Genomic DNA, 26537 nt, shown 5'->3' on the forward strand with positions numbered 1-26537 from the left:
GGCTCAGCGATCAGCTATAGACACGCCCCAGCAACTGGCGGTGGCTTTCGAACTGATCGAGCACGTCACGCACGATCTGCTCCGGCGCAAAGCCCATCAGGTCATACTCCTGGCTGCCATCGTGCAGGTACACCTCGGCCCGGTAGAAGCGCTGACGCACCTGGGGCTCGCCCTCCACCGGTGCCTCGCTTGGCGCCGCCAGGTAGCCATCGAGGCTCACTTCGTAAACGAACGGGTTGCCCTCCTCCATCATCACCCGCAGGCCCATCATGCTGCGCGACTGGCCAACACGGGTTTCCACTTCAAAACCCAGGGTCTGCAACTGAACGGCGGCTTCTTTGAGCGCCGGGCTGACCTGTTTGTCCATGAACCGCTGCACCACGGCCTGAGTCGGCTGCAGGTCAAGCTGGGTCAGCCGCTCACTGAAGCCACGGCGGCCACGGGCAGCCAACTCGGCGCGTTCGCCTTCGACGGCAACGTCGTGCTTCATGGCTTTGTACAGGCCGAACATGAACAGCACCAACACCACCGAGAACGGCAGCCCCGCCAGTACCACCATGGTCTGCATGGCTTCGAAGTTACCGGCGAACAGCAGGCCGATGGTGACCAGGGTAATGACCACCGACCAGAACACCACCATCCAATGTGGGGCATCTTCATCGACCTTGCCGCCTTTGCACGACAGGTTGGCCATCATCACCGCACCGGAGTCGGCGGGGGTGAGGAACAGCACAAAGCCCACGAACACTGCCACACCGATGACGATCTTGGCTGCCGGGAAGTACTCCAACAGCTGGTAGATCGACATCGAAGGCTGCTCCAGCGCCGTCTTGCCGAGCTCGACAGCGCCGTGGTTGATCACCAGGTCCAAAGCGGTATTGCCGAAGATCGACAGCCAGGCCAAGGTGAAGCCCAGTGGGATCAGCAGCACCCCGCTGACCAGCTGGCGCACCGTGCGGCCCTTGGAGATACGGGCGATGAACATGCCGACGAATGGACCCCAGGAGATCCACCAAGCCCAGTAGAACACCGTCCACAGGCCCAACCAGCGCTCGGACTGGCCGTTCTCGCCTTCATACACGTACAGGTCGAAGGTCTTGAGCACGATGCCATTGAGGTAGTCCCCGACGTTCTGCACGAAACCGTTGAACAGATGCAGGGTGTTGCCGGCCAGCAGTACGAAGATCAACAGGCCGCTGAACAGCAGGATATTCAGGTTGGACAGGCGGCGGATGCCGTTTTCCACACCGGACACTGCAGCCACGGTTGCCACGCCGGCCATCACCAGGATCACCACCAACAGGTTGGTTTTGCTGTGGTCCATGCCAAACAGGTATTCAAGCCCAGAGGCCACCTGCATTGCACCGATCCCCAGGTTGGTCACCAGGCCCAGCAAGGTCACGAACATACCGAAGATGTCCACGGCATTGCCTGCAGCGCCTTTGACCCAACGCTCACCGACCAGCGGGTACAGGGCCGAACGCAGCGCCAGCGGCTGGTTATGGCGGTAGGCGAAGTAACCCACGGCCAGGCCCACCAGCGCATAGATCGCCCAGCCATGCAGCCCCCAGTGCAGGAAGGTCAGTTGCAGGCCCTGGCGTGCGGCCTCAAGGCTGGCAGGGGTGCCTTGCGGTGGGTTGAAGTAGTGGTCCAGTGGCTCGGAAGCACCGAAGTACAACAGCGAGATACCGATACCGGAAGAAAACAACATGCCGGCCCAGGCACCGTAGCTGAAATCGGGCTGGTCATCCTTGCCGCCCAGCTTGAGCTTGCCGTAATCGGAGAAGGCCAGGTAAACCACGAACAGCAGGTAACCGCAGATCACCAGCATGTAGTACCAGCCGAAGGTGCGCGTAAGCCATGTCTGGGCGACGCCCAGCACACGGCCAGCGGTTTCGGGTACAGCGATCAGCAAGGCAGTCAAAACGAGAATCATCAGCGCGGAGGTGAAGAACACCACGCGGTTGACCCGTACCCTCTCGGCGGGGGGCTTGGTAAGGGAGGCAGAACTCATTGCACGAATGCTCCGGGCAGTGCGGCTGTGGAGGCTAATCAGTCTTTCCCGAGCAATTGGTGGAATATCCCCACTGCATCAGGTGTTATAAAAGCAACTTGGAAACCGCGATCCCGAGTCGATACGTTGCAAAAAACAGACAGGCGGCCTGTTGAAAACTGCTGCATCACCGCTTAGGTGCGCGCATTGGTCACAGACCACCCCGCCCGCTCCAAGGACCTGTCGCAGGGCCAGTGACCGTACGGCAGAATCTGAATTTCGCATCGCCCATGCCCGTCAACGCCTTGTATTCCGGGGGTTTTCGCGATTTCCTGGGGTGTCAATTCGCGCCTCACCGATCGCTTTGAACAGTGTCAATGGCACAAATTGTCGCAGAGCTTATTCTTTATTGATTGAACGTTCAATCAAAACAAAATAGACTGGTCTTCGCCGAGTCAGCCGTCTGTCGTCTGCTGGCAGGACCTGAGGAGATAGCAAGATGCCCAAGGTCGGTATGCAACCCATCCGCCGTCAGCAGTTGATCGAAGCCACGTTGCAGGCGGTCGATCAGGTCGGACTGGGGGACGCCAGCATTGCGCTGATTGCCCGTTTGGCCGGCGTGTCGAACGGCATCATCAGTCACTACTTTCGGGACAAGAACGGCCTGATCGCAGCGACGATGGGTTACATCATGAACATGCTCAACGAAGGCGTAAGAGCACGTCGCCAGGCCCTGATCGACGACAGCCCGCGAGCCCACCTGAAGGTGATCATCGAGGGCAACTTCGATGCCAGCCAGGTGAACGGCCCGGCGATGAAAACCTGGTTGGCCTTCTGGGCTTCCAGCATGCACCAGCCCGATTTGCACAGGTTGCAGCGAATTAACGACCACCGTCTGTACTCCAACCTGTGTTGCCAGTTCCGCCGCGCCCTGCCGCTTTACCATGCGCGCAAGGCAGCCCGCGGCCTGGCGGCCTTGATCGATGGCTTGTGGCTGCGTGGCGCGCTGTCGGGTGATGCATTCGACACCGACCAGGCAATACGGATTGCCAACGAATACATGGATCTACAACTGGCTAAACAGCACACCCTGGGCACAACCGACCAGGTGGCTGACCAAGCACGCACGGCGCTTGCCACACCGGCAGGAGCGTGACGCGCAGCCAATCACACACTGCACTTGCGAGGACACTATGGCCCGTTTCGGAACGCAAAAACTCTACATTGATGGTGCTTACGTCGACGCTGGCAGCAATGCCACCTTCGAAGCCATCAACCCGGCCACCGGCGAAGTCCTCGCCCACGTGCAGCGCGCCACCGAGGCTGACGTCGAGAAGGCCGTGCAAAGCGCCGAGCGCGGCCAGAAGGTCTGGGCTGCGATGACCGCCATGCAGCGTTCGCGCATTCTGCGCCGTGCCGTCGACATCCTGCGCGAGCGCAATGACGAGCTGGCCATGCTGGAAACCCTGGACACCGGCAAGTCGTACTCCGAAACCCGCTATGTCGACATCGTCACCGGCGCCGATGTGCTGGAGTACTACGCAGGCCTGGTGCCGGCCATCGAAGGCGAGCAGATCCCGCTGCGCGAGTCGTCTTTCGTGTACACCCGTCGCGAGCCGCTGGGCGTGACGGCCGGTATCGGCGCGTGGAACTACCCGATCCAGATCGCGCTGTGGAAATCCGCACCCGCGCTGGCCGCCGGCAACGCAATGATCTTCAAGCCGTCGGAAGTCACCTCCCTGACCACGCTGAAACTGGCCGAAATCTACACCGAAGCCGGCCTGCCCAATGGCGTGTTCAACGTGCTGACCGGCAGCGGCCGCGAAGTGGGCACCTGGCTGACCGAGCACCCACGCATCGAGAAAATTTCCTTCACCGGCGGCACCACCACCGGTAAAAAGGTCATGGCCAGCGCCTCGAGCTCGTCGCTCAAGGAAGTCACCATGGAACTGGGCGGCAAGTCGCCGCTGATCATCTGCGCTGACGCCGACCTGGACAAGGCCGCCGACATCGCCATGATGGCCAACTTCTACAGCTCGGGGCAGGTCTGCACCAACGGCACCCGCGTGTTCGTCCCGGCCGAAATGAAAGCGGCCTTCGAAGCCAAGATCGTCGAGCGCGTTGCCCGCATTCGCGTTGGCAACCCGGAAGACGAAAATACCAACTTCGGCCCACTGGTCAGCTTCCAGCACATGGAAAGCGTGCTGGGCTACATCGCCAAGGGCAAAGAAGAAGGTGCCCGCGTGCTGTGCGGTGGCGAGCGTCTGACTGAGGGTGAATTCGCCAAGGGTGCCTTCGTGGCACCGACCGTGTTCACCGATTGCCGCGACGACATGACCATCGTCAAGGAAGAGATCTTCGGCCCGGTGATGAGCATCCTCACCTACGAAAGCGAAGAAGAAGTCATCCGCCGTGCCAACGACACCGACTTCGGCCTGGCCGCCGGTGTCTGCACCAACGATATCTCCCGCGCCCACCGCATCATCCACCAGCTCGAAGCCGGTATCTGCTGGATCAACGCGTGGGGTGAATCGCCAGCCGAGATGCCGGTTGGCGGCTACAAGCAGTCGGGCGTAGGCCGTGAGAACGGCGTCAGCTCGCTGGCTCAATACACTCGCATCAAGTCGGTGCAGGTCGAGCTGGGTGGCTACACCTCGGTTTTCTAAAACTGTCTAGCCACGCCCGTGCCTCTGGGCACGGGCGCTCCCGCTCCCCGATCACCGCCAACACGAGGGTACGTTCATGTCCCAAGAATTCGATTACATCATCGTCGGTGCAGGTTCGGCCGGTAACACCCTGGCAACCCGCCTGACCGAAGACGCCGGTGTCAGCGTATTGCTGCTGGAAGCCGGTGGCCCCGACTACCGCTTCGACTTCCGCACCCAGATGCCCGCTGCCTTGGCCTTTCCGCTGCAGGGCCGCCGCTATAACTGGGCCTACGAGACCGACCCAGAGCCGCACATGGATGGCCGCCGCATGGAATGTGGCCGCGGCAAGGGCCTGGGTGGTTCGTCGCTGATCAACGGCATGTGCTACATCCGCGGCAACGCCATGGACTTCGACGGCTGGGCAGAACTGCCAGGCCTTGAAGACTGGACCTACCTGGACTGCCTGCCGTATTTCCGCAAAGCCGAAACCCGTGACATCGGCCCGAACGACTATCACGGTGGCGACGGCCCGCTCAGCGTGGCCACGCCCAAGCCGGGCAACAACCCGCTGTTCAACGCCATGGTCGAAGCCGGCGTGCAGGCCGGTTACCCGCGTACCGAAGACCTCAACGGCTACCAGCAGGAGGGCTTCGGCCCGATGGACCGCTCGGTGACCAAGAACGGCCGCCGTTCCAGCACCGCTCGCGGCTACCTGGACCAGGCCAAGAAGCGCCCGAACCTGACCATCGTCACCCACGCCCTGAGCGACCGCGTACTGTTCGAAGGCAAGCGTGCCGTAGGCGTAAGCTACCTGGTCGGCGACAGCGAAGAACGCGTCGAGGCCCGCGCCCGCAAGGAAGTGATCGTCAGCTCCGGCGCGATTGCTTCGCCGCAATTGCTGCAGCGTTCCGGTGTTGGCCCACGCGCCCTGCTCGAAAGCCTCGACATTCCCGTGGTGCATGACCTGCCAGGGGTTGGCGAGAACCTGCAGGACCACCTTGAGCTGTACCTGCAGTACGCCTGCACCCAGCCGGTTTCGCTGTACCCATCGCTGCTGTGGTGGAACCAGCCGGCGATCGGTGCCGAGTGGCTGTTCAACGGGACTGGCATCGGCGCCAGCAACCAGTTCGAGGCCGGCGGTTTCATCCGCAGCCGTCCTGAGTTCAAGTGGCCGAACATCCAGTACCACTTCCTGCCGGTGGCCATCAATTACAACGGTTCCAACGGTGTGAAGGAACACGGCTTCCAGGCCCACATGGGTTCGATGCGCTCGCCCGCCCGCGGTCGCGTTCAGGCCAAGTCCAAAGACCCGCGCCAGCACCCAAGCATCCTGTTCAACTACATGTCCACCGAGCAGGACTGGCAGGAGTTCCGCGACGGCATTCGCCTGACCCGCGAAATCATGGCCCAGCCAGCGCTGGACCCGTACCGTGGCCGCGAAATCAGCCCGGGCGCGCACGTGCAGACCGATGAAGAGCTGGACAAGTTCATCCGCGAGCACGCCGAAACCGCCTTCCACCCATCCTGCTCGTGCAAGATGGGCACCGACGACATGGCGGTAGTTGACGGTGAAGGCCGAGTGCACGGTATGCAGGGCCTGCGCGTGGTCGATGCCTCGATCATGCCGCTGATCATCACCGGTAACCTCAATGCGACCACGATCATGATCGCCGAGAAAATCTCCGACAAGATCCGTGGCCGCAAGCCGCTGCCGCGCAGCACTGCCAAGTACTATGTGGCAGGCGATGCACCGGTCAAAGGCAAACCAATGCGTGAAGTGAAGCAGGCTTGACCCTGACGCCACTCAGCCAAGCCATTTGAGGCTGCTGCGGATGAGTCCGCTCCCACACTGTATCTGTAGGAGCGGCTTTAACCGCGAAAGCGCTCATTAGGCCACCCAAATAGAAGGCACCCTCGCGGTGCCTTTTTTTCATCTGCAGAAACGCTTTACAGGCTGCCAATTCATCAGGTTAGAATCGATTGGCACGCGACTTGCCAGTCAAGTCTTTCCCCGCCCCGCCCCCCGGAGTACTGCCTTTGGATGCCAGCACCATCAACAGCCTGTTTCTGATCGGCGCATTGCTGGTGGGTGCAAGTATCCTGGTCAGCTCGCTGTCGTCGCGACTGGGCATTCCGATTCTGGTCATCATCCTCGCTGTCGGCATGATCGCTGGCGTGGATGGTGGCGGCATCATCTTCAACAACTACCCAACCGCGTACCTGGTGGGCAACCTGGCACTGGCCGTGATTCTGCTCGACGGCGGCCTGCGCACACGGGTGGCGAGTTTTCGTGTAGCCCTGTGGCCAGCGCTGTCCCTGGCCACGGTCGGGGTGATGATCACCACGGCGCTGACCGGCATGGTCGCCGCCTGGCTGTTCGATCTGAGCCTGATCCAGGGCCTGCTGATCGGCGCCATCGTCGGCTCGACCGACGCCGCCGCGGTGTTTTCGCTACTGGGCGGCAAAGGCCTGAACGAACGGGTTACCGCCACCCTGGAAATCGAGTCGGGCAGCAACGACCCGATGGCGGTATTCCTCACTGTCACCCTGATCGACATGATCGCCAGTGGCCAGACCGGCCTGCACTGGAGCCTGTTGGGCCACTTGCTGCGCGAATTCGGCATCGGTGGCCTGGTCGGCCTGGGTGGGGGCTGGCTGATGCTGCAATTGGTCAACCGCATCAACCTGGCCGGCGGCCTATACCCGATTCTGGTCATCGCTGGGGGGCTTGTGGTGTTCTCGCTGACCAATGCCCTGCACGGCAGCGGGTTCCTGGCCGTTTATCTGTGCGGCCTGGTGCTGGGCAACAGGCCTATCCGCAGCCGCCACGGTATCTTGCACATGCTTGACGGCATGGCCTGGCTGGCCCAGATCGGCATGTTCCTGGTGCTGGGGCTGCTGGTTACGCCCCACGACTTGCTGCCGATCGCGCTGCCGGCACTGGGCCTGGCGCTGTGGATGATCCTGATGGCACGGCCGCTGTCGGTGGTCGCCGCCCTGTTGCCGTTCAAGGCCTTCCACGGCCGCGAAAAAGCCTTCATCTCCTGGGTTGGCCTGCGGGGTGCGGTGCCGATCATTCTGGCGGTGTTCCCGCTGATGGCGGGCCTACCGGACGCACAGCTGTTCTTCAACCTGGCGTTCTTCATCGTGCTGGTATCACTGCTGGTGCAAGGCACAAGCCTGCCCTGGATGGCAAAGCTGCTGAAAGTCACCGTGCCGCCAGACCCCGCCCCGATCTCCCGCTCGGCCCTGGAGGTTCATGTCACCAGCGAGTGGGAGCTGTTCGTCTACCGGTTGGGCGCGGAGAAATGGTGCATCGGCGCCGCCCTGCGCGAGCTGAAAATGCCCGAAGGCACGCGTATCGCTGCGCTGTTCCGTGGCGAGCAACTGCTGCACCCTTCCGGCAGTACCGTGTTGGAAGTCGGCGACATGCTTTGCGTGATCGGCCACGAGCACAATCTTCCGGCTTTGGGCAAACTGTTCAGCCAGGCACCCCAACGTGGTTTGGATCTGCGTTTCTTCGGCGACTTCGTGCTCGAAGGCGATGCGGAGTTGGGTGCGGTAGCCGCCCTGTACGGCCTGAAACTCGATGGTCTGGACGTGAAAATGCCGCTGGCGCAGTTCATCCGACAAAAGGTCGGAGGCGCTCCAGTAGTAGGCGACCAGGTGCAATGGCACGGCACGATCTGGACCGTGGCGACCATGGACGGGAACAAGATCCAGAAAGTCGGCGTCAGATTCCCCGAGGGAACGCGACCCGGACCAGGATTGTTCCTCTAAACTGCGTGTTAGCCTGATCCATAAGTAGTCTGCCTATGTCCTTGCGTGTGTACCTTCGCGCGGCCCTGCTTGGGTTGTGCCTTTCCCTTTCGTTCGCGGCCACCGCGGCAGAAGCCCCAACCACCGCCAGCATCCAGAACAGCCTCGACAAGATCGCCGAGCGCAAGCTGCCCGAAGCTGACCAGAAGGCTCTGCAGCAGGTGCTCGAGCAGACTTTGGCGCTGCTAAACAGTAAAGAAGACAGCGAGAGCAAGCTGGCCGCGCTCAAGCAGCAACTGGCCGGTGCGCCCAAGCAAACCAGCGATAGCCAGAAAGAGCTGGCAAGGCTCAAGGAAAGCAAACCCCAGCCGGTCACCCAGCGCTATGCCAACCTGAGCGTGCCGCAGCTCGAGCAAATGCTCAGCGAGCGCAATACCCTGCAAGGCGACTTGCAGAAGGCGCTGTCAGACGCCAATAGCCTGATCATCAACTCGCAAACCCGCCCGGAGCGGGCCCAGGCCGAGATCAGCCAAAACCAGACCCGCACCCAGCAGATCAACAACATCCTCAAGAGCGGCAAAGACGCTGGCAAGCCGATCAACGCCGACCAGCGCAATCAGCTCAATGCCGAATTGGGCTCGCTCAATGCCCTTACCCAACTGCGGCGTCAGGAGCTGGCCGGCAATGGTTTGCTGCAAGACCTTGGCAATGCTCAGCATGACCTGCTGATCGAGCGTACCGCACGCCTGGAGCAGGAAATCCAGGACCTGCAGACGCTGATCAATGACAAGCGCCTGGCCCAGTCCCAACAAACCGTCACGCAACAGTCGATCGAGGCGCAGAAGGCTGGCGGCAGCAGCTTGCTCGCCACTGAGAGTGCGGCCAACCTCAAGCTTTCGGACTACCTGCTCAAAAGCACCGACCGCCTCAACGAGGTGACCCAGCAGAACCTGCGTACCAAGCAGCAGCTCGACAGCCTGACCCAGGCCGACCAGGCGCTGGACGAACAGATCAACGTTCTCAAGGGCAGCCTGCTGCTGTCGAAGATCCTCTACAAGCAGAAACAGGCGCTGCCGCACCTGAAGCTCGACCGTGACCTGGCTGATCAGATTGCCGATATCCGCCTGTATCAATTCGAGATCAACCAGCAGCGCGAGCAAATGAGCAACCCGGTGGGCTACGTCGATAAGCTGCTGGCCAACCAGCCGCAGCAAGACGTTACACCGCAGCTACGCAAGGCGCTGCTCGAAGTGGCGATCACCCGCAGCGACCTGCTCGAGCGCCTGAACCGTGAACTGTCGGCGCTGCTCAACGAGTCGATCACTCTGCAGCTCAACCAGAAGCAGTTGCTGGGCACCGCCCAGGGGCTGCGCAACACGCTCGATGAGCAGATGTTCTGGATCCCCAGCAACAAACCGCTGGATTGGGACTGGCTGAGCTTCGTGCCGACCCGCCTACCCGAACAGATCGCAAGCCTGCCCTGGGGTTCGGGTATCAAGGAACTGGCCGACGGCCTGAGCCAGCGCCCGCTACTGTTCCTGCCCCTGCTGCTGGTCATTGGGGCCCTCTTGTGGCGGCGCAAGTACCTGTATGAAAGGCTGAACAAGGTCCACCAGGATATCGGCCATTTCCGTCGCGACAGCCAATGGCACACGCCACAGGCCATCCTGATCAATGTACTGCTGGCGATGCCGGTGAGTCTGGGCCTGGCCCTGTGCAGCTATGCACTGCAGATCGACGCCCGCGGCCAGAACGCCAACCTGGGCGCCGCGCTGTGGCAACTGGCCCAGGCCTGGCTGGTGTTCTATACCGCCTACCGTATCCTCGCCCCGGGCGGGGTGGCCGAGATCCATTTCCGCTGGCACAAGCCGCAGGTCGAGTTTCTACGCGGCTGGGTGCGCCGGCTGGGCATCGTGGTGCTGGCGCTGGTCGGGGTGGTTGCCGTCGCCGAGCACCAGCCTTCGGCGCTGGCCGACGACGTGCTGGGTATCGGCGTGGTGCTGACCTGTTATGCCCTGATGGCCTGGCTACTGAGCCGCCTGCTTTTGAGCAGCCCGGCGCACCGCAATACATCGCTGTTCCGCAAAGCAGTCGGGGTGGCCTTCACGGCGCTGCCGATCGCGTTGTTCGTGGCGGTGTGTTTCGGCTACTACTACACCGCGCTCAAACTTACCGACCGCCTGATCTATACCCTGTACCTGCTGCTGTTCTGGCTGGTGATCGAGGCGGCATTCGTGCGCGGCCTGTCGGTGGCGGCGCGGCGCCTGGCCTACCAGCGCGCATTGAGCAAGCGCCAGGCAGCCAAGGAAGGGCTCGACGGTGAAGTCATCGTCGAAGAGCCGACCCTGGACATCGAACAGGTCAACCAGCAGTCGCTGCGCCTGATCCGCCTGGCACTGCTCGGCGGTTTCATCGCCGGCCTGTACTGGGTCTGGTCGGACCTGCTTTCGGTCTTCGCCTACCTCAACAACGTCACCCTGTACGAATACACCAGCGGGACCGGTACCTCGGCCAGCATGGTGCCGATCAGCCTCGGCGACCTGCTGGGCGCCCTGGTGATCGTTGGCATCACCTTCGCCCTGGCTGGCAACTTGCCTGGCCTGCTGGAAGTGCTGGTGCTTTCACGCCTGAACCTGGCCCAGGGCAGCGCCTACGCCACCACCACACTGCTTTCCTACACCATCGTCGGCGTAGGTATCGTCAGCACCTTATCTACCCTAGGGGTGAGCTGGGACAAGCTACAGTGGCTGGTGGCAGCGCTCTCGGTGGGCCTGGGCTTCGGCATGCAGGAGATCTTCGCCAACTTCATCTCCGGCATCATGATCCTGTTCGAGCGGCCGGTGCGCATCGGCGACACCATCACCATCGGCAACCTTTCAGGGACGGTCAGCAAGATTCGCATTCGGGCCACCACCATCACCGATTTCGACCGCAAGGACATCATCGTCCCTAACAAGACCTTCATCACCGGCCAGCTGATCAATTGGTCGCTGACCGATACCGTCACTCGGGTGACGTTGAAGCTGGGCATCGACTACGGCTCGGACCTGGACTTGGTGCGCGATCTGCTGCTCAAGGGCGCCCACGAGAACCCGCGCGTGCTCAAGGACCCAGAGCCGCTGGTGTATTTCCTCAATTTCGGCGAAAGCTCCCTGGACCACGAACTGCGCATGCATGTCCGTGACCTGGGTGACCGCAACCCGACGCTGGACGAGATCAACCGCTACATCAACCGCGAGTTCAAGGCCCATGACATCAAGATCTCGGTACGTCAGGTCGAGGTGTTCCTGATGGACTCCAAAGGTGGCAAGCAACAGCTGATCCCGATGGAACAACCCAAACCCGATGGCACCCCATCGGCCTGAGCAGGCTCGAATGCTTTATTCTGTGCTGAACCCCAGGAGCAGCCCGTGAAAGCCCTCGACCAACTCACCTTCGACAACCGCTTCGCCCGTTTGGGCGATGCGTTCTCTACCCAGGTATTGCCCGAGCCGATCGCCGAGCCGCGCCTGGTGGTGGCGAGCACGTCCGCCATGGCCCTGCTCGACCTTGACCCGGCCCAGGCCGAACTGCCGTTGTTCGCCGAGCTGTTCAGCGGCCACAAGCTCTGGGAAGAGGCCGACCCACGCGCGATGGTGTACTCAGGGCACCAGTTCGGCGCCTACAACCCGCGCCTGGGTGATGGCCGTGGCCTGTTGCTGGCCGAGGTGCTGAACGACCAGGGCGAGCACTGGGACCTGCACCTCAAAGGAGCCGGCCAGACCCCGTACTCGCGCATGGGCGACGGCCGTGCGGTGCTGCGCTCATCGATTCGTGAATTCCTCGCCAGCGAAGCCCTGCACGCACTCGGCATCCCTACCAGCCGCGCCCTGTGCGTGGTTGGTTCAAGCACGCCGGTTTGGCGCGAGACCCGCGAAAGTGCCGCCATGCTCACCCGCCTTGCCCACAGCCATGTGCGCTTCGGGCATTTCGAATACTTCTACTACACCAAGCAGCCAGAGCAGCAGCGCCTGCTGATCGACCATGTGCTGCAGCAGCACTACCCCGAATGCCGCGATGCCGAGCAGCCCTACCTGGCAATGTTCCGCACCATCGTCGAGCGCAATGCCGAACTGATCGCCCGCTGGCAGGCTTATGGCTTCTGCCATGGGGTGATGAATACCGACAACATGTCGATTCTTGGCATCACCTTCGATTTCGGGCCTTACGCCTTCCTCGACGACTTCGACGCCAACTTCATCTGCAACCATTCCGACGACCGCGGCCGCTACAGCTACGCCAACCAGGTGCCCATCGCCCACTGGAACCTCAGCGCCTTGGCCCAGGCCCTGACCACGGTCATCGAAGTGGAACCGTTGAAGGAGGCGCTGGGCCTGTTCCTGCCGCTGTACCAGGCACACTACCTGGACCTGATGCGCAGGCGCCTGGGGCTGACCACAGGCGAAGACGACGACATGGCCTTGATCGAGCGCCTGCTTCAGCGCATGCAGAGTGGTGGCGTGGACTACAACCTGTTTTTCCGCAAGCTGGGTGAACGGCCAGTCGCCGAGGCTCTGAAGCTGGTACGCGACGACTTCATCGACCTCGCCGGCTTCGATGCATGGGGTGCGGACTACTTGGCCCGGTGCAAGCGCGAAAGCGGCAACGCCCAAGGCCGTCGTGAGCGTATGCATGGCGTGAACCCCCTGTACGTGCTGCGCAACTATCTTGCGCAGCGGGCCATCGAAGCGGCCGAAGCGGGCGATTACAGTGAAGTACGCCGCCTGCACCAGGTACTGAGCACGCCGTTCGAGGAACAAGCCGGCATGCAGGCTTACGCCGAGCGCCCACCTGAGTGGGGCAAACACCTGGAAATCAGCTGTTCTTCTTAATGTTCAAGGAGCCTTGATGTCCGAGCCACTGATAATCCCCTGCCCCCACTGCAACGGCCTTAACCGTCTGCCGGCGCAGCGTCTGGGTGACACACCCAAATGCGGGCGCTGCAAACAGGCTGTGCTGTTGAGCCAGCCGTTCGAACTGAGCGAAGCGAACTATGGCAGCCAGATCAAAGGCGACGTGCCGCTGCTGATCGACGTCTGGGCTGACTGGTGCGGCCCGTGCAAATCGTTTGCCCCGACCTTCGAGCAGGCTGCCCGCCAGCTCAGCGGCCGCTGCCGCCTGGCCAAGCTGGACAGCGAAGCCAACCGTAACTTGGCGGGGCAACTGGGAATCCGCTCGATTCCCAGCCTGATCCTGTTCAAGAACGGTCGTGAAATCAGCCGCCAGGCTGGGGCGTTTGCGCTCCAGCCGTTGCTGGAGTGGTTGCGCGGTCAGGGGGTTTGAAGCGCCTGTCTTGAGCTGATTGGTGCCTGTGAGATCCTCAACCATTCTCCTCGAGCAAATCGTGCAGTTCGACAAACTGCTGGGTCAGCTTGTGCCGCGGTTCCAAGTGAATCAGCGGCAGGCTGGCATGGTGCGATTCGCGCATCTTCACCGAACTGCCCAGGTACACCGGTAACACCGGCAGCCCCTCGGCCAGCAGTTCGTCGAGCATCTGCTGGGGCAGGCTGGCGCGTGACTGGAACTGATTGACCACGATACCTTCGACCAGCAGGTCTTCGTTATGGTCGTCCTTGAGCTCTTCGATCTCAGACAGCAAGCCGTACAGCGCCTGGCGCGAGAAGCTGTCGCAATCGAAGGGGATCAGCACGCGATCAGCGGCGATCAATGCAGAAACCGCATAAAAGTTGAGGGCCGGTGGCGTGTCGATGTAGATCCGTTCGTAGTCTTCGTCCAGCTGGTCGAGCAACTTACGCAACTTGTTGATTTTATGCTTGGCCTCAAGCTTTGGCTGCAGGTCGGCCAGCTCTGCAGTGGCGGTGACCACATGCAGATTGTCGAACGGTGTTTCGTAGATATCGACTTGATTCTTCTTGCTGAACGGGCCACTGGAAAGGCTTTGCTTGAAGAAATCGGCAATGCCCATGGGGATATCGTCGCCGGTCAGGCCAGTGAGGTATTGGGTGGAGTTGGCCTGGGCATCCAGGTCGATCAGCAAGGTCCGGTAACCTTCGCTGGCACTCACTGCTGCCAGGTTGCAAGCGATGCTCGACTTGCCCACACCACCTTTCTGATTGAACACCACGCGCCGCATGATAGACCTCCGTGTATCAACGAATGCCCGAGTATGTGGTGGTGCAGCGGCAATGACCAGTGCCATTTGCCCCTTAGCCTGCCTGTATCCCCCCGATCAACCCTGGCTCGCCATCAGTCCGGTCAGCAACTCGGCGAAGGCCCGAGCCATCACCGAAGCCCCCTGCTCACGCTGCACCAGCCAAACCGCCGACATGGCCCCTTCATCCAGCAGCGTGCGGTACACCACGCCCTCGATTCGCATCCGCTGGAACGAAGCCGGCAGCACCGAAACCCCCAGGCCTGCAGACACCAGGCCAATGATGGTCATCGCCTCCCCTGCCTCCTGGGCGAAATGTGGGCTGAAGCCGGCTTGGCGGGCCAGGCTCAGCAACTGCGCATGCAAGCCACTGCCGTAGCTGCGCGGGAAGAACACGAAAGGTTCATGGGTCAGTGCGGCCATGTGCACACCCTGTCCCGAGCCTTCTGCCAAGGGGTGCGAGGCGTTGATCACCGCCACCAACGGCTCGCGGAACAACTCGATGGCCACCAGGCCCTCGGGTAAGGGCATCGGTCGCATCAGCCCAACCTCGATGGACTCATCGAACACACCTTCGGCAACATCCCGGCTACTCATTTCCTTGAGGTTCAAGTGCACCGCCGGAAATCGCTGGCGAAAGGCATGGATGGCTTTGGGAATCTTCGAGGTGAACGGTGCCGACGAGGTGAAGCCAATCTTCATCTCGCCCAACTCGCCCAACTGCGCGCGCCGCGCCACGTCGGCAGCTTTCTCCACCTGGGCCAACACCTGCCGCGCCTCATCGAGGAACAACCGGCCAGCCTCACTGAGCTCGACACGACGGTTGGTTCGCTCGAACAGGCGAGCCCCTAGCTCTTGCTCCAAGGCCTGGATCTGCTGGCTCAAAGGTGGCTGGGAAATGCCCAGCTGTTGAGCCGCGCGTCCGAAATGCAACTCCTCGGCAACAGCGATGAAATACCGCAAATGGCGCAGCTCCATGATCAGCTCCAATTAGGTCGTTTGACGTCTTAAATAGGTCGAACAATATATTGGATCTAATTATTAGCCAGCTATATGCTTTTTTCATTGCACCAGAGGTACCGTCCGTGAAAACTGCTGTAGCACCCCTTCCTGCCAACACTGAACCTGCCGGCCTGACCGAAATGTGGATCGAGAAAGGCACCCCGGCTTTCATCAAAACCGTCTTGGCACTGTTCAGCGGCGGCTTTGCCACATTTGCCCTTCTTTATTGCGTGCAGCCGATGATGCCCCTTTTATCGAAGGAGTTTTCCATCAATGCGGCGCAAAGCAGCCTGGTCTTGTCGGTGTCGACGGCGATGCTGGCAGTCGGTCTGTTGGTGACTGGGCCAGTCTCCGATCGAATCGGACGCAAGCCGGTAATGGTATTCGCACTGGTGTGCGCCGCACTCTCGACCCTGGCCAGCGCGGTGATGCCGAGCTGGGAACTGGTACTGGCGAGCCGCGCACTAGTCGGCCTGTCGCTGAGCGGCCTGGCGGCAGTGGCAATGACCTACCTGAGCGAAGAGATTCACCCGCAGCACATCGGCCTGGCCATGGGCCTGTACATCGGCGGCAATGCCATCGGTGGCATGAGCGGGCGGCTGATCACCGGCGTATTGATCGATTTCGTCAGCTGGCATACGGCGATGTTGACCATAGGCGGCCTGGCCCTGCTGGCGGCGTTGGTGTTCTGGAAGGTGCTGCCGGAGTCGCGTAATTTCCGCCAGCAATCGATGAATCCACGTAGCCTGTTGGACGGTTTCGTCATGCATTTCAAGGATGCCGGCCTGCCGTGGCTGTTCCTTGAGGCCTTCCTGCTGATGGGCGCCTTCGTTACGCTCTTCAACTACATCGGGTACCGCCTGCTGGCCGAGCCCTACCACATGAACCAGGCCCTGGTCGGCTTGTTGTCGGTGGTCTACCTGTCGGGCATCTACAGTTCAGCGCAGGTCGGCGCCCTGGCCGACAAACTGGGCCGACGCAAGGTGTTCTGGGCCAGTATCGTGGTAATGGCAGGTGGCTTGCTGATGACCTTGGCGACCCCTTTGGCGATGGTGATCGTTGGCATGCTGGTGTTCACCTTCGGCTTTTTCGGTGCGCACTCGGTGGCCAGCAGCTGGATCGGGCGACGGGCGCTCAAGGCCAAGGGACAGGCTTCGTCGCTGTACCTATTCAGCTATTACGCAGGGTCCAGCGTGGCGGGTACGGCGGGCGGTGTGTTCTGGCACCAGTGGGGCTGGAATGGGATCGGGTTGTTCATCGGCAGCTTGCTGGCGGTGGCGTTGCTGGTGGCGTTGCGCCTGAGCAAGCTTCAGCCCAAAGCGGTGTGAGGCCCCTTCGCGGGTTTGCCCGCGAAAGGGCCAGTGGATCAGTTGATGATCTCGACAATATCTACGTCCACCTCACGGCTCATAAGGTGTTTCTCGACCTCGCCGGTCAGCTTGACCTTGGTCTTTTCATTGAACGGCGTCGTCGGCAGGTCTTCGTCATCGATCTCGACGGTAATTGTGCCGGTGTTGTCCTTGAATTCGTACTTGTCGTCGTTGTTGATTTTCTTTGTCACAAAGCCTTGCAGCACAACCGGCGTATCATCGGCAGCGTCATTGGCTGCAGCCACTGTGGTAACCGGTGTGGCACCGGGCCCGGTGTAAGTCGCAGCCAGTGCTGCAGTGCTGAACAGAGGCGCAAGAATCAAGGCAAGGTAACGTGCTTTCATGGTGATTGGGTCCTGTTTGATGTTCAATGGGACCAGATTAGCGACGATCGCTGAATTCAAACTTAATGACATGAAAAAGCCCGGCATATCGCCGGGCTCTTCTTTTCTGCCTTCAAATCACTGGTGATACTGCGCCGACAGTTCGTGTACGGCGTTAATGAACACACCTGCGTGCTCCGGGTCGACCTCCGGAGTGATACCGTGGCCGAGGTTGAACACATGACCGGTGCCGTGGCCGTAGCTGGCCAAGATGCGCGCCACTTCCTGGCGGATGGCCTGCGGCTTGGCGTACAACACGGTCGGGTCCATGTTGCCCTGCAACGCCACTTTGTCGCCCACACGGCGGCGGGCGTCACCGATGTCGCAGGTCCAGTCCAGGCCCAGTGCATCTGCTCCCGCTTCAGCGATGCTTTCCAACCACAGGCCGCCGTTCTTGGTGAACAGAATCACCGGCACTTTACGCCCCTCATGCTCGCGGATCAGGCCGCTGACGATCTTGCGCATATAGGCCAGTGAGAACTCCTGATACGCCGCCGCCGACAGGTTGCCGCCCCAGGTGTCGAAGATCTGCACGGCTTGGGCGCCTGCGAGGATCTGGCCGTTGAGGTAGCTGGTGACCGACTGAGCCAGCTTGTCCAGCAACAGATGCAGGGCTTGTGGGTTGTCATAGGCCATGGCCTTGGTCTTGCGGAAGTCCTTGGACGAGCCGCCTTCGACCATGTAGGTGGCCAAGGTCCATGGGCTGCCGGAGAAGCCGATCAGCGGCACCCGGCCGTTGAGCTCACGGCGGATGGTACTGACCGCGTCCATCACATAACCCAGGTCTTTCTGCGGGTCAGGAACCTGCAGCGCCTCGATATCGGCCGGGGTACTGACGACTTTCTTGAAACGCGGACCTTCGCCGGTTTCGAAATACAGGCCCAGGCCCATGGCGTCGGGGATGGTGAGGATGTCCGAGAACAGGATCGCCGCATCCAGCGGGTAGCGGTCCAGCGGCTGCAGGGTCACCTCGCAGGCAAACTGCGGGTTCATGCACAGGCTCATGAAATCACCCGCCTTGGCACGGCTGGCGCGGTACTCCGGCAGGTAGCGGCCGGCCTGGCGCATCATCCACACGGGGGTGACGTCCACGGGTTGCTTGAGCAGTGCACGCAGGAAACGATCGTTCTTCAGGGCAGTCATGTCGGCATCCGGAAAAATAGTGCGGGCATTTTCTCAGACGCACAAAGAAAAGGCACGGCTGTTTGCCGTGCCTTTTCTTAATAGGTATGTCGTGGATCAATAGATTTTGTATACAAAACCTAGTGCTCTTAGACCTCCAGGTAGTCCAGGATGCCTTCGGCAGCGTTACGGCCTTCGAAAATGGCTGTAACCACCAGGTCAGAACCGCGCACCATGTCGCCGCCAGCAAACACTTTGGGGTTGCTGGTCTGGTGTTTGAACTTGGCTTTCTCTGGCGCTACAACCCGGCCCTGGCTGTCCAGCTCGATTCCATGCTGCTCGAACCACGGGGCTGGGCTTGGGCGGAAGCCGAAGGCGATCACCACGGCGTCAGCCGGCAGGATTTCTTCGGAACCTGGGATCGGCTCTGGGCTACGACGACCACGAGCATCCGGCTCGCCAAGACGGGTTTCGACGACTTTCACCCCTTCGACCTTGTCTTCGCCGACGATGGCGATAGGCTGGCGGTTGTAGAGGAACTTCACGCCTTCTTCCTTGGCGTTCTTCACCTCTTTGCGCGAACCCGGCATGTTGGCTTCGTCACGGCGGTAGGCACAGGTGACCGACTTGGCGCCCTGACGGATCGACGTACGGTTACAGTCCATCGCGGTGTCGCCACCGCCGAGCACCACGACCTTCTTGCCCTGCATGTCGACGAAGTCTTCCGGCGCTTTTTCGAAACCGAGGTTGCGGTTGACGTTGGCGATCAGGAAGTCCAATGCGTCGTGCACCCCAGGCAGGTCCTCACCCGGGAAACCACCTTTCATATAGGTGTAGGTGCCCATGCCCATGAACACGGCGTCGTATTCGGCGAGCAACTGTTCCATGGTGATGTCCTTGCCAACCTCGGTATTGAGGCGGAACTCGATTCCCATACCGCTGAACACCTCGCGGCGGTTGCTCAGCACGGTCTTTTCCAGCTTGAACTCAGGGATGCCGAAGGTCAGCAGGCCGCCGATTTCCGGGTTCTTGTCGAACACCACAGGGGTCACGCCGCCGCGCACCAGCACGTCGGCGCAGCCCAGGCCGGCAGGCCCGGCACCGATGATGGCAACGCGCTTACCGGTTGGCTTGACCTTGGACATGTCAGGGCGCCAGCCCATGGCGAAGGCGGTGTCGGTGATGTACTTCTCGACCGAGCCGATGGTCACCGCGCCGAAGCCGTCGTTCAGCGTGCAGGCACCCTCGCACAGACGATCCTGCGGGCATACGCGGCCACAGACTTCCGGGAGGGTGTTGGTCTGGTGCGATAGCTCCGCCGCGGCAAGAATGTTGCCTTCGGAAACCAGCTTCAGCCAGTTGGGGATGAAGTTGTGGACCGGGCACTTCCACTCGCAATAGGGGTTACCACAGCCCAGGCAACGGTGGGCCTGCTCTACGGACTGCTGGGGCTTGAACGGCTCGTAGATCTCCACGAACTCTTTCTTGCGCTGGCGCAGCAGCTTTTTCTTGGGGTCCTTGCGGCCCACTTCGATGAACTGGAAGTCGTTGTTCAGACGTTCAGCCATTTTTCAAAACCTCTTTACCGCAGTTGCCAGCCTTCAGGCTGCAAGCTGCAAGACGATCACTTGAGCACGACGGGCCCCGCGCACGGGGCCGTCACTTGCAGCTGTTCTTACTGCGGGTTGGCACGGGTGCTGGACAGCAGTTGCTTGAGGTTGGCCGCCTTGGGCTTGACCAGCCAGAAGCGCCGCACGTAGTCGTCCAGGTTCTCGAAGAGCTCACGCCCCCACTCGCTGCCGGTTTCTTCCACGTACTCGCCCAGGACCCGCGCCAAGTGGCTGCGGTAAGCTTCCATCGCCTCACCACTGATGCGCTGGATTTCGACCAGCTCGTGGTTGAGCTTGTCGACGAAGCTGTTGTCCATGTCGAGCACGTAGGCGAAGCCGCCAGTCATGCCAGAACCGAAGTTGTAACCGGTCTTGCCCAGAACGCAGACAAAGCCGCCGGTCATGTATTCACAGCAGTGATCGCCAGTACCCTCGACAACAGCGTGGGCGCCGGAGTTACGTACAGCGAAGCGCTCGCCCGCAGTGCCAGCGGCAAACAGCTTGCCGCCGGTTGCGCCGTACAGGCAGGTGTTACCGACGATGGCGCTATGCTGGGTGGCGAACGGGCTGCCAGCTGGCGGCACGATGGTCAGCTTGCCCCCGGTCATGCCTTTGCCGACGTAATCGTTGGCGTCGCCTTCCAGGTGCAGGTTCAGGCCGCCGGCGTTCCACACGCCGAAGCTTTGACCGGCAGTACCTTTGAAGCGGAAGGTGACCGGCTTGTCGGCCATGCCCTGGTTGCCGTAGAGCTTGGCAATTTCACCGGAAACTCGCGCACCGATGGAGCGGTCGCAGTTGCAGATATCGAGGCTGAACTCGCCGCCGGCCTGGTCGCGGATCGACGGCAGGGCCATCTCGACCATTTTTTCAGCCAGCTCGCCTTTGTCGAACGGCGGGTTCTTGTCGACTTCGCAGAACTGCGGCTTGTCGGCCGGAATGTGCGAGCTGCCCAGCAGGGGCGTCAGGTCCAGGTACTGCTGGCGCTCGGTGTCGCCTGGCAGCACTTCAAGCAGGTCGGTGCGACCAATCAGCTCGCCGAGGCTGCGAACGCCCAATTTGGCCAGCCATTCACGGGTTTCTTCAGCAACGAAGGTGAAGAAGTTGATCACCATGTCGACGGTGCCGATGTAGTGATCCTTGCGCAGCTTTTCATTTTGCGTAGCTACGCCAGTGGCGCAATTGTTCAGGTGACAGATGCGCAGATATTTGCAGCCCAGGGCGATCATCGGTGCGGTACCAAAGCCGAAGCTTTCGGCGCCGAGGATGGCCGCTTTGATCACGTCCAGACCGGTCTTCAGGCCGCCGTCGGTCTGTACCCGCACCTTGCCGCGCAGGTCGTTGCCGCGCAGGGTCTGGTGGGTTTCGGCCAGGCCCAGTTCCCACGGGGCGCCGGCGTACTTGATCGAGGTCAGCGGCGAGGCGCCGGTGCCACCGTCGTAACCAGAGATGGTGATCAGGTCGGCGTAAGCCTTGGCCACGCCCGCGGCGATCGTGCCAACACCGGCTTCGGCCACCAGTTTCACCGAAACCAGGGCCTGCGGGTTGACCTGCTTGAGGTCATAGATCAGCTGGGCCAAGTCTTCGATGGAGTAGATGTCGTGGTGCGGCGGAGGCGAAATCAGGGTCACACCCGGCACGGCATAACGCAGCTTGGCGATCAGGCCGTTGACCTTGCCGCCTGGCAGCTGGCCACCCTCACCGGGCTTGGCGCCCTGGGCGACCTTGATCTGCAGTACCTCGGCATTGACCAGATACTCTGGGGTCACGCCAAAGCGGCCAGTGGCGACCTGCTTGATCTTCGAGCTCTTGATGGTGCCATAGCGCGACGGGTCTTCACCGCCCTCACCGGAGTTGGAGCGCGCGCCCAGGCGGTTCATCGCCTCGGCCAGGGCCTCGTGAGCCTCTGGCGACAGTGCACCCAGCGAGATACCGGCGGAGTCGAAGCGCTTGAGGATGGCCTCCAACGGCTCGATCTGATCCAGCGGCAGGGCCTGGTCGGCCACTTTCACTTTCAACAGGTCGCGGATCATCGATACCGGGCGCTGGTCCACCAGCGTCGTGTATTCCTTGAACTTGGCGTAGTCGCCCTGCTGCACAGCAGCTTGCAGGGTGTTGACCACGTCAGGGTTGTAGGCGTGATATTCGCCACCGTGGACGAACTTCAGCAGGCCACCTTGCTGGATTGGCTTACGGGCACTCCAGGCTTCGGCGGCCAGCAGCTTCTGGTCGCCTTCCAGATCGACGAAGCGCGCACCCTTGATGCGGCTGGAGACGCCCTTGAAGCTCAGGCCAACCACTTCCTCGGCCAAGCCAACGGCTTCGAACAACTGTGCGCCACGATACGAGGCAATGGTGGAGATCCCCATCTTCGAAAGGATCTTCAACAGGCCTTTGGAGATGCCTTTGCGGTAGTACTTGAAGACTTCGTCGAGGTCACCCAGCACTTCACCGGTACGGATCAGGTCGGCCAGCACTTCGTAGGCCAGGTACGGGTACACGGCCGAGGCGCCGAAGCCCAGCAGCACGGCGAAGTGATGCGGGTCGCGGGCAGTGGCGGTTTCGACCAGGATGTTGCTGTCGCAACGCAGGCCCTGCTCGGTCAGGCGGTGGTGCACGGCCCCCACGGCCAGCGATGCATGCACCGGCAGCTTGCCAGGTGCGATGTAGCGGTCGCTCAGCACCAGCTGGGTCTTACCGCCACGCACGGCTTCTTCGGCTTGGTCGGCAATGTTGCGGATGGCCGCTTCCAGGCCGACGCTCTCGTCGTAGTTGAGGTCGATCAGTTGGCGGTCGAAGCCTTCGCGCTCCAGGTTCATCAGCGAACGCCATTTGGCGGGCGAGATGACTGGCGAGCTGAGGATCACCCGAGATGCGTGCTCCGGGGACTCTTGGAAAATGTTGCGCTCGGCGCCCAGGCAGATTTCCAGGGACATGACGATCGCTTCGCGCAGCGGGTCGATCGGCGGGTTGGTCACCTGGGCGAACTGCTGACGGAAGAAGTCATACGGCGAACGCACACGCTGGGACAGCACCGCCATCGGCGTATCGTCACCCATCGAACCGACCGCTTCCTGCCCCTGCTCACCGAGCGGACGCAGCACTTGATCACGTTCTTCGAAGGTGACCTGGAACATTTTCATGTACTGCTTGAGCTGGTCAGCGTCATAGCTGGCCACGCCCTGGTCGTCGGTCAAGCTGGCCTGAATGCGCAGGGCGTGCTGGCGCAGCCAACGCTTGTAGGGGTGACGCGACTTCAAGCGGTTGTCGATGGCATCGGTGTCGAGAATCTGGCCAGTTTCGGTGTCGACAGCGAAGATCTGCCCTGGGCCGACACGGCCTTTGGCGATGACGTCTTCAGGCTTGTAGTCCCATACGCCAATTTCCGACGCCAGGGTGATGTAGCCATTTTTGGTGGTTACCCAGCGTGCAGGACGCAAGCCGTTGCGGTCGAGCAGGCACACCGCATGGCGGCCTTCGGTCATGACGATACCGGCCGGGCCATCCCACGGCTCCATGTGCATGGAGTTGTACTCGTAGAAGGCGCGCAGGTCGGCGTCCATGGTCTCAACGTTCTGCCAAGCTGGCGGTACCAGCATGCGCACGCCACGGAACAGATCGATGCCGCCTGTGACCATCAGTTCGAGCATGTTGTCCATGCTCGACGAGTCGGAGCCGACGCGGTTGACCAGCGGGCCCAACTCTTCCAGATCGGGGATCAGGTCGTTGGCGAACTTGGTGCGACGGGCCATGGCCCAGTTGCGGTTGCCGGTGATGGTGTTGATTTCGCCGTTATGGGCGAGGAAGCGGAACGGCTGCGCCAGCGGCCATTTCGGCAGGGTATTGGTGGAGAAGCGCTGGTGGAACACGCAGATCGCGGTTTGCAGGCGCTCGTCACCCAGGTCTGGGTAAAACGCCGCGAGATCGCGCGGCATCATCAGGCCTTTGTAGATGATGGTCTTGTGCGAGAAGCTGCAAATGTAGTGGTCGGCGTCGTGGGCGTTGGCCACGGACGAGCGGCGACGAGCACTGAACAGCTTGATGGCGAATTCCTGATCGCTCAGGCCTTCACCGCCGATGAACACCTGCTCGATCTGCGGCAGGCGCTCCAAGGCGAGGCGGCCGAGCACGCTGGTGTCGATCGGCACCTTGCGCCAACCGACCAGCTTCAGGCCGGCAGCGACGATTTCGCGGTCCATGTTGGCGCGGGCAGCTTCGGCTTTGACCGGGTCCTGGTTGAAGAACACCATACCGACGGCATACTGCCTGGGCAGCTCGGCGCTGAAGTGCTCCTGGGCCACGGCACGCAGGAATTGATCAGGCTTCTGCATGAGCAGACCACAACCGTCACCGGTCTTGCCGTCAGCGTTGATGCCGCCGCGGTGGGTCATGCAGGTCAGTGCCTGCATAGCCGTTTGCAGAAGGTGGTGGCTCGGTTCGCCCGTCATATGGGCAATCAGGCCGAAACCACAGTTGTCCTTGAATTCTTCGGGATGGTACAGACCTGTTTTCATAGACACTTTCTCACCAGGTTCACCTCTCAACCGGAGGCAAATCTCTTTTATGTACAACCACTTACCATCCACGCCGATCAAACGCCAGCTTTTTTGCGGTGGCCATGGAAAACCATTGTTGCACAGCGACAGTCATACCCACAAATTTTCATGTCTCACCATTGAAAATTTATGTCGCATTTTTGAATGTTTTTGCGCCGAGAGCCGTGATAACGGCTGGATTGTATCTGAAGCGCTTTGCCATGACTGCTAGGGAGGCTTGTGGCCAGCAGTCCGGGACAGAAAAGCCTGCCGCGCTCGGGCGCAGCAGGCTATTCGGATGTCTTTAATCGCTCAGCAACTGGGCGGCGGGGGTGATGCCGCCCGGCAGGATCAGCGGGCCGAGGCCAGCTCTTGTTGGACGCTGGCGACGGTTCGTGGCCAAGGTTTACCAGCCTGGACCTTCGCTGGCAAGTTCTTGATTGCCGCGACCGCAGCGTCGCGATTGGCAAAGTTGCCGTAGGTGACCACGTAAAGCGGTTTGCCCTGCAGGGTTTTCTTGAAGTAGCGATAGTCGCCACCCTGCGCTTTTACGAAGGCCTGGGCCGAAGCCTCAGAGCTGGTACCTAGGATCTGCACCACATAGTTGCCTGGTTTCTGACCCGAATACCAACCACTGTTCCCGGTACCGCCAGCGGCAGGCTTTTCCGCGGCCTTGGCGGCTGGCTTGGCGGTGGCGACTTGAGTAGGCGCTGGCTTGGTTGGCGCAACCGGCTTGACCGGCTGAGACGCCGCTGGCTTGGACGCAGGCGCAGCAGGCTGCGTGGGAGCAGTGGCCTGGGCCATGCTCGGTGCGGGACCGGCAGGTACACCTTGAGGAGGCGCGATAGTGGTTACTGTAGGCGGATTGCCAGGCTGCAAAGCGGTATTGCCGGCAGGGCCGCCTTCGTCCCCATCACCCATACCCGCAGCCTCGGCCAGCGGTTCGCGCATGACCGGCTGGGACTGGCCGACCAGTGGCAGCGGCATCGGCTGCGACTGGCCGGAAAATTCGATGGCCGGGCTGCCATTGTTGGCTTGCTCAGCGCCTTGCTTGCCCTCGCCCAATGGCAGCTGGGCCTGGGCCACAGGCGCCTCGGCAGGGGCCTTGTCGCTCTTTTTGGGCATCAGCACCGCAGCGCCTACGGCGACCACGACTACTGCGGAAAGCGCAAGTACGTGTTTCTTAGGCATTTTGAACCCCATGGCTGGTCGCTTGACCGTGGTACGGCTGGCGATCATGGCTTCGATCAGAGTATCGCGGGCGACCTGATTGATGTTGCCAGGCCACCCGTCGGAGTTTTCATGAATATCGACAAGCTGTTCACGGGTGAACACCTCGATACCCCGGCCAGCACCTTCCAGGCGTTGTTCAAGGTACTCGCGGGTTTCTTCCTCGCTGTAGGGGGCAAGTTCGATGACGTGGAAGCGCTCTTCCTCGATCTGGATCTCATCCAACCCGGCAATCAGCGAGGGCTCGCCGAACAGGAACACGTGCGGGCGCCCTTCCGGGAGCCCTGCCGCCAGTTCCAGCAACGCTTGGAGTGCCGACTCGTCGAGTTGTTCCGCATCGTCCACCAGCAGATAGACTTCCTGCCCGGTTAGCGCCAGTTGCACGACCTTGTTCAAGATCGCCTGCATTTCAGGCTGCGGCACTTCCAGCGTCTGCGCCACCTGCCCCAGCACGCTGGCAGCGTCGCTGGCGCCGCGGGCCGATACCACCACGCTCTGTACCGACTGCTTGTTGGTACTGGCCACCAGGGCTTGGCGCAGCAGGGTCTTACCGCTGCCCACGGGGCCTGTGACCACCAGCATCAACTGGCTGTAGCGGGCCAGGTGATGCAACTGGCCCAACACCGGCTTGCGCTGGGCGGGGAAAAACTTGAAGCCGGGCACACGCGGCGCGAACGGATCGTGGCTCAACTGGTAATGTTCGAGGAACGCCTCATCGGCATGCAAACTGGTCATTA

Annotated in this window: 16 protein-coding genes; 8 read left to right on the forward strand and 8 right to left on the reverse strand. The window is 61.4% G+C overall.

What is annotated here, in order from left to right:
- Window positions 1-10: 10 nt before the first annotated feature.
- Window positions 11-1957 carry a BCCT family transporter gene (locus HU725_RS21345; protein ID WP_225915553.1) on the reverse strand — a complete coding sequence of 649 codons (1947 nt, stop codon included), beginning with the start codon at window positions 1955-1957 and terminating at the stop codon, window positions 11-13.
- Window positions 1958-2492: 535 nt separating this feature from the next.
- Between HU725_RS21345 and betI the strand changes: the two genes are divergently transcribed.
- The 7 genes from betI to trxC all read left to right on the forward strand — a co-directional run bounded on the left by betI (window position 2493) and on the right by trxC (window position 13722).
- Window positions 2493-3149: a transcriptional regulator BetI gene (gene betI, locus HU725_RS21350; RefSeq protein WP_060480469.1), complete on the forward strand. Its 657-nt coding sequence runs from the start codon at window positions 2493-2495 to the stop codon at window positions 3147-3149.
- A gap of 37 nt (window positions 3150-3186) precedes the next feature.
- Window positions 3187-4659: a betaine-aldehyde dehydrogenase gene (betB, locus tag HU725_RS21355; RefSeq protein ID WP_186476282.1), complete on the forward strand. Its 1473-nt coding sequence runs from the start codon at window positions 3187-3189 to the stop codon at window positions 4657-4659.
- Between the two features lie 76 nt (window positions 4660-4735).
- Window positions 4736-6433, forward strand: coding sequence for a choline dehydrogenase (gene betA / locus HU725_RS21360; protein WP_060480467.1), 1698 nt, complete (start codon window positions 4736-4738; stop codon window positions 6431-6433).
- Window positions 6434-6678: 245 nt separating this feature from the next.
- On the forward strand, window positions 6679-8421 hold the full coding sequence (locus tag HU725_RS21365; protein ID WP_186476281.1) for a potassium/proton antiporter: 1743 nt from the start codon (window positions 6679-6681) through the stop codon (window positions 8419-8421).
- 35 nt (window positions 8422-8456) lie between these two features.
- Window positions 8457-11765, forward strand: a complete 3309-nt coding sequence (gene mscK / locus HU725_RS21370) for a mechanosensitive channel MscK (RefSeq protein ID WP_186476280.1) — start codon at window positions 8457-8459, stop codon at window positions 11763-11765.
- Window positions 11766-11810: 45 nt separating this feature from the next.
- The gene (gene selO / locus HU725_RS21375) at window positions 11811-13271 is read left to right on the forward strand and encodes a protein adenylyltransferase SelO (RefSeq protein ID WP_186476279.1); all 1461 of its coding nucleotides are present in this window, start codon (window positions 11811-11813) and stop codon (window positions 13269-13271) included.
- A gap of 16 nt (window positions 13272-13287) precedes the next feature.
- Window positions 13288-13722 (forward strand): thioredoxin TrxC, encoded by a 435-nt coding sequence (trxC, locus tag HU725_RS21380; RefSeq protein ID WP_186476278.1) that lies wholly within the window; start codon window positions 13288-13290, stop codon window positions 13720-13722.
- A gap of 37 nt (window positions 13723-13759) precedes the next feature.
- On the opposite strand, the gene HU725_RS21385 is transcribed toward trxC, so the two are convergent.
- Both HU725_RS21385 and HU725_RS21390 read right to left on the reverse strand, forming a co-directional pair.
- The gene (locus HU725_RS21385) at window positions 13760-14533 is read right to left on the reverse strand and encodes a ParA family protein (RefSeq protein WP_186476277.1); all 774 of its coding nucleotides are present in this window, start codon (window positions 14531-14533) and stop codon (window positions 13760-13762) included.
- 96 nt (window positions 14534-14629) lie between these two features.
- Window positions 14630-15529: a LysR family transcriptional regulator gene (locus tag HU725_RS21390; protein WP_186476276.1), complete on the reverse strand. Its 900-nt coding sequence runs from the start codon at window positions 15527-15529 to the stop codon at window positions 14630-14632.
- Window positions 15530-15693: 164 nt separating this feature from the next.
- Here HU725_RS21390 and HU725_RS21395 point away from each other — a divergent pair, with 164 nt between their 5' ends.
- Window positions 15694-16881 (forward strand): MFS transporter, encoded by a 1188-nt coding sequence (locus HU725_RS21395; RefSeq protein WP_189657897.1) that lies wholly within the window; start codon window positions 15694-15696, stop codon window positions 16879-16881.
- Between the two features lie 38 nt (window positions 16882-16919).
- Here HU725_RS21395 and HU725_RS21400 read toward each other — a convergent pair whose 3' ends face one another.
- The 5 genes from HU725_RS21400 to HU725_RS21420 all read right to left on the reverse strand — a co-directional run bounded on the left by HU725_RS21400 (window position 16920) and on the right by HU725_RS21420 (window position 26535).
- Window positions 16920-17267: a YgiW/YdeI family stress tolerance OB fold protein gene (locus HU725_RS21400; RefSeq protein ID WP_186476274.1), complete on the reverse strand. Its 348-nt coding sequence runs from the start codon at window positions 17265-17267 to the stop codon at window positions 16920-16922.
- A 117-nt stretch (window positions 17268-17384) separates the two neighbouring features.
- Window positions 17385-18449, reverse strand: a complete 1065-nt coding sequence (gene hemE / locus HU725_RS21405; protein WP_060479894.1) for a uroporphyrinogen decarboxylase — start codon at window positions 18447-18449, stop codon at window positions 17385-17387.
- A 128-nt stretch (window positions 18450-18577) separates the two neighbouring features.
- Window positions 18578-19996, reverse strand: a complete 1419-nt coding sequence (locus HU725_RS21410) for an FAD-dependent oxidoreductase (protein WP_186476273.1) — start codon at window positions 19994-19996, stop codon at window positions 18578-18580.
- A 107-nt stretch (window positions 19997-20103) separates the two neighbouring features.
- Window positions 20104-24549, reverse strand: coding sequence for a glutamate synthase large subunit (gene gltB, locus HU725_RS21415; protein ID WP_186476272.1), 4446 nt, complete (start codon window positions 24547-24549; stop codon window positions 20104-20106).
- Between the two features lie 372 nt (window positions 24550-24921).
- Window positions 24922-26535 carry an AAA family ATPase gene (locus HU725_RS21420; protein ID WP_186476271.1) on the reverse strand — a complete coding sequence of 538 codons (1614 nt, stop codon included), beginning with the start codon at window positions 26533-26535 and terminating at the stop codon, window positions 24922-24924.
- Window positions 26536-26537: the final 2 nt, after the last annotated feature.

The organism is Pseudomonas promysalinigenes, from assembly GCF_014269025.2.
Taxonomy (GTDB): domain Bacteria; phylum Pseudomonadota; class Gammaproteobacteria; order Pseudomonadales; family Pseudomonadaceae; genus Aquipseudomonas; species Aquipseudomonas promysalinigenes.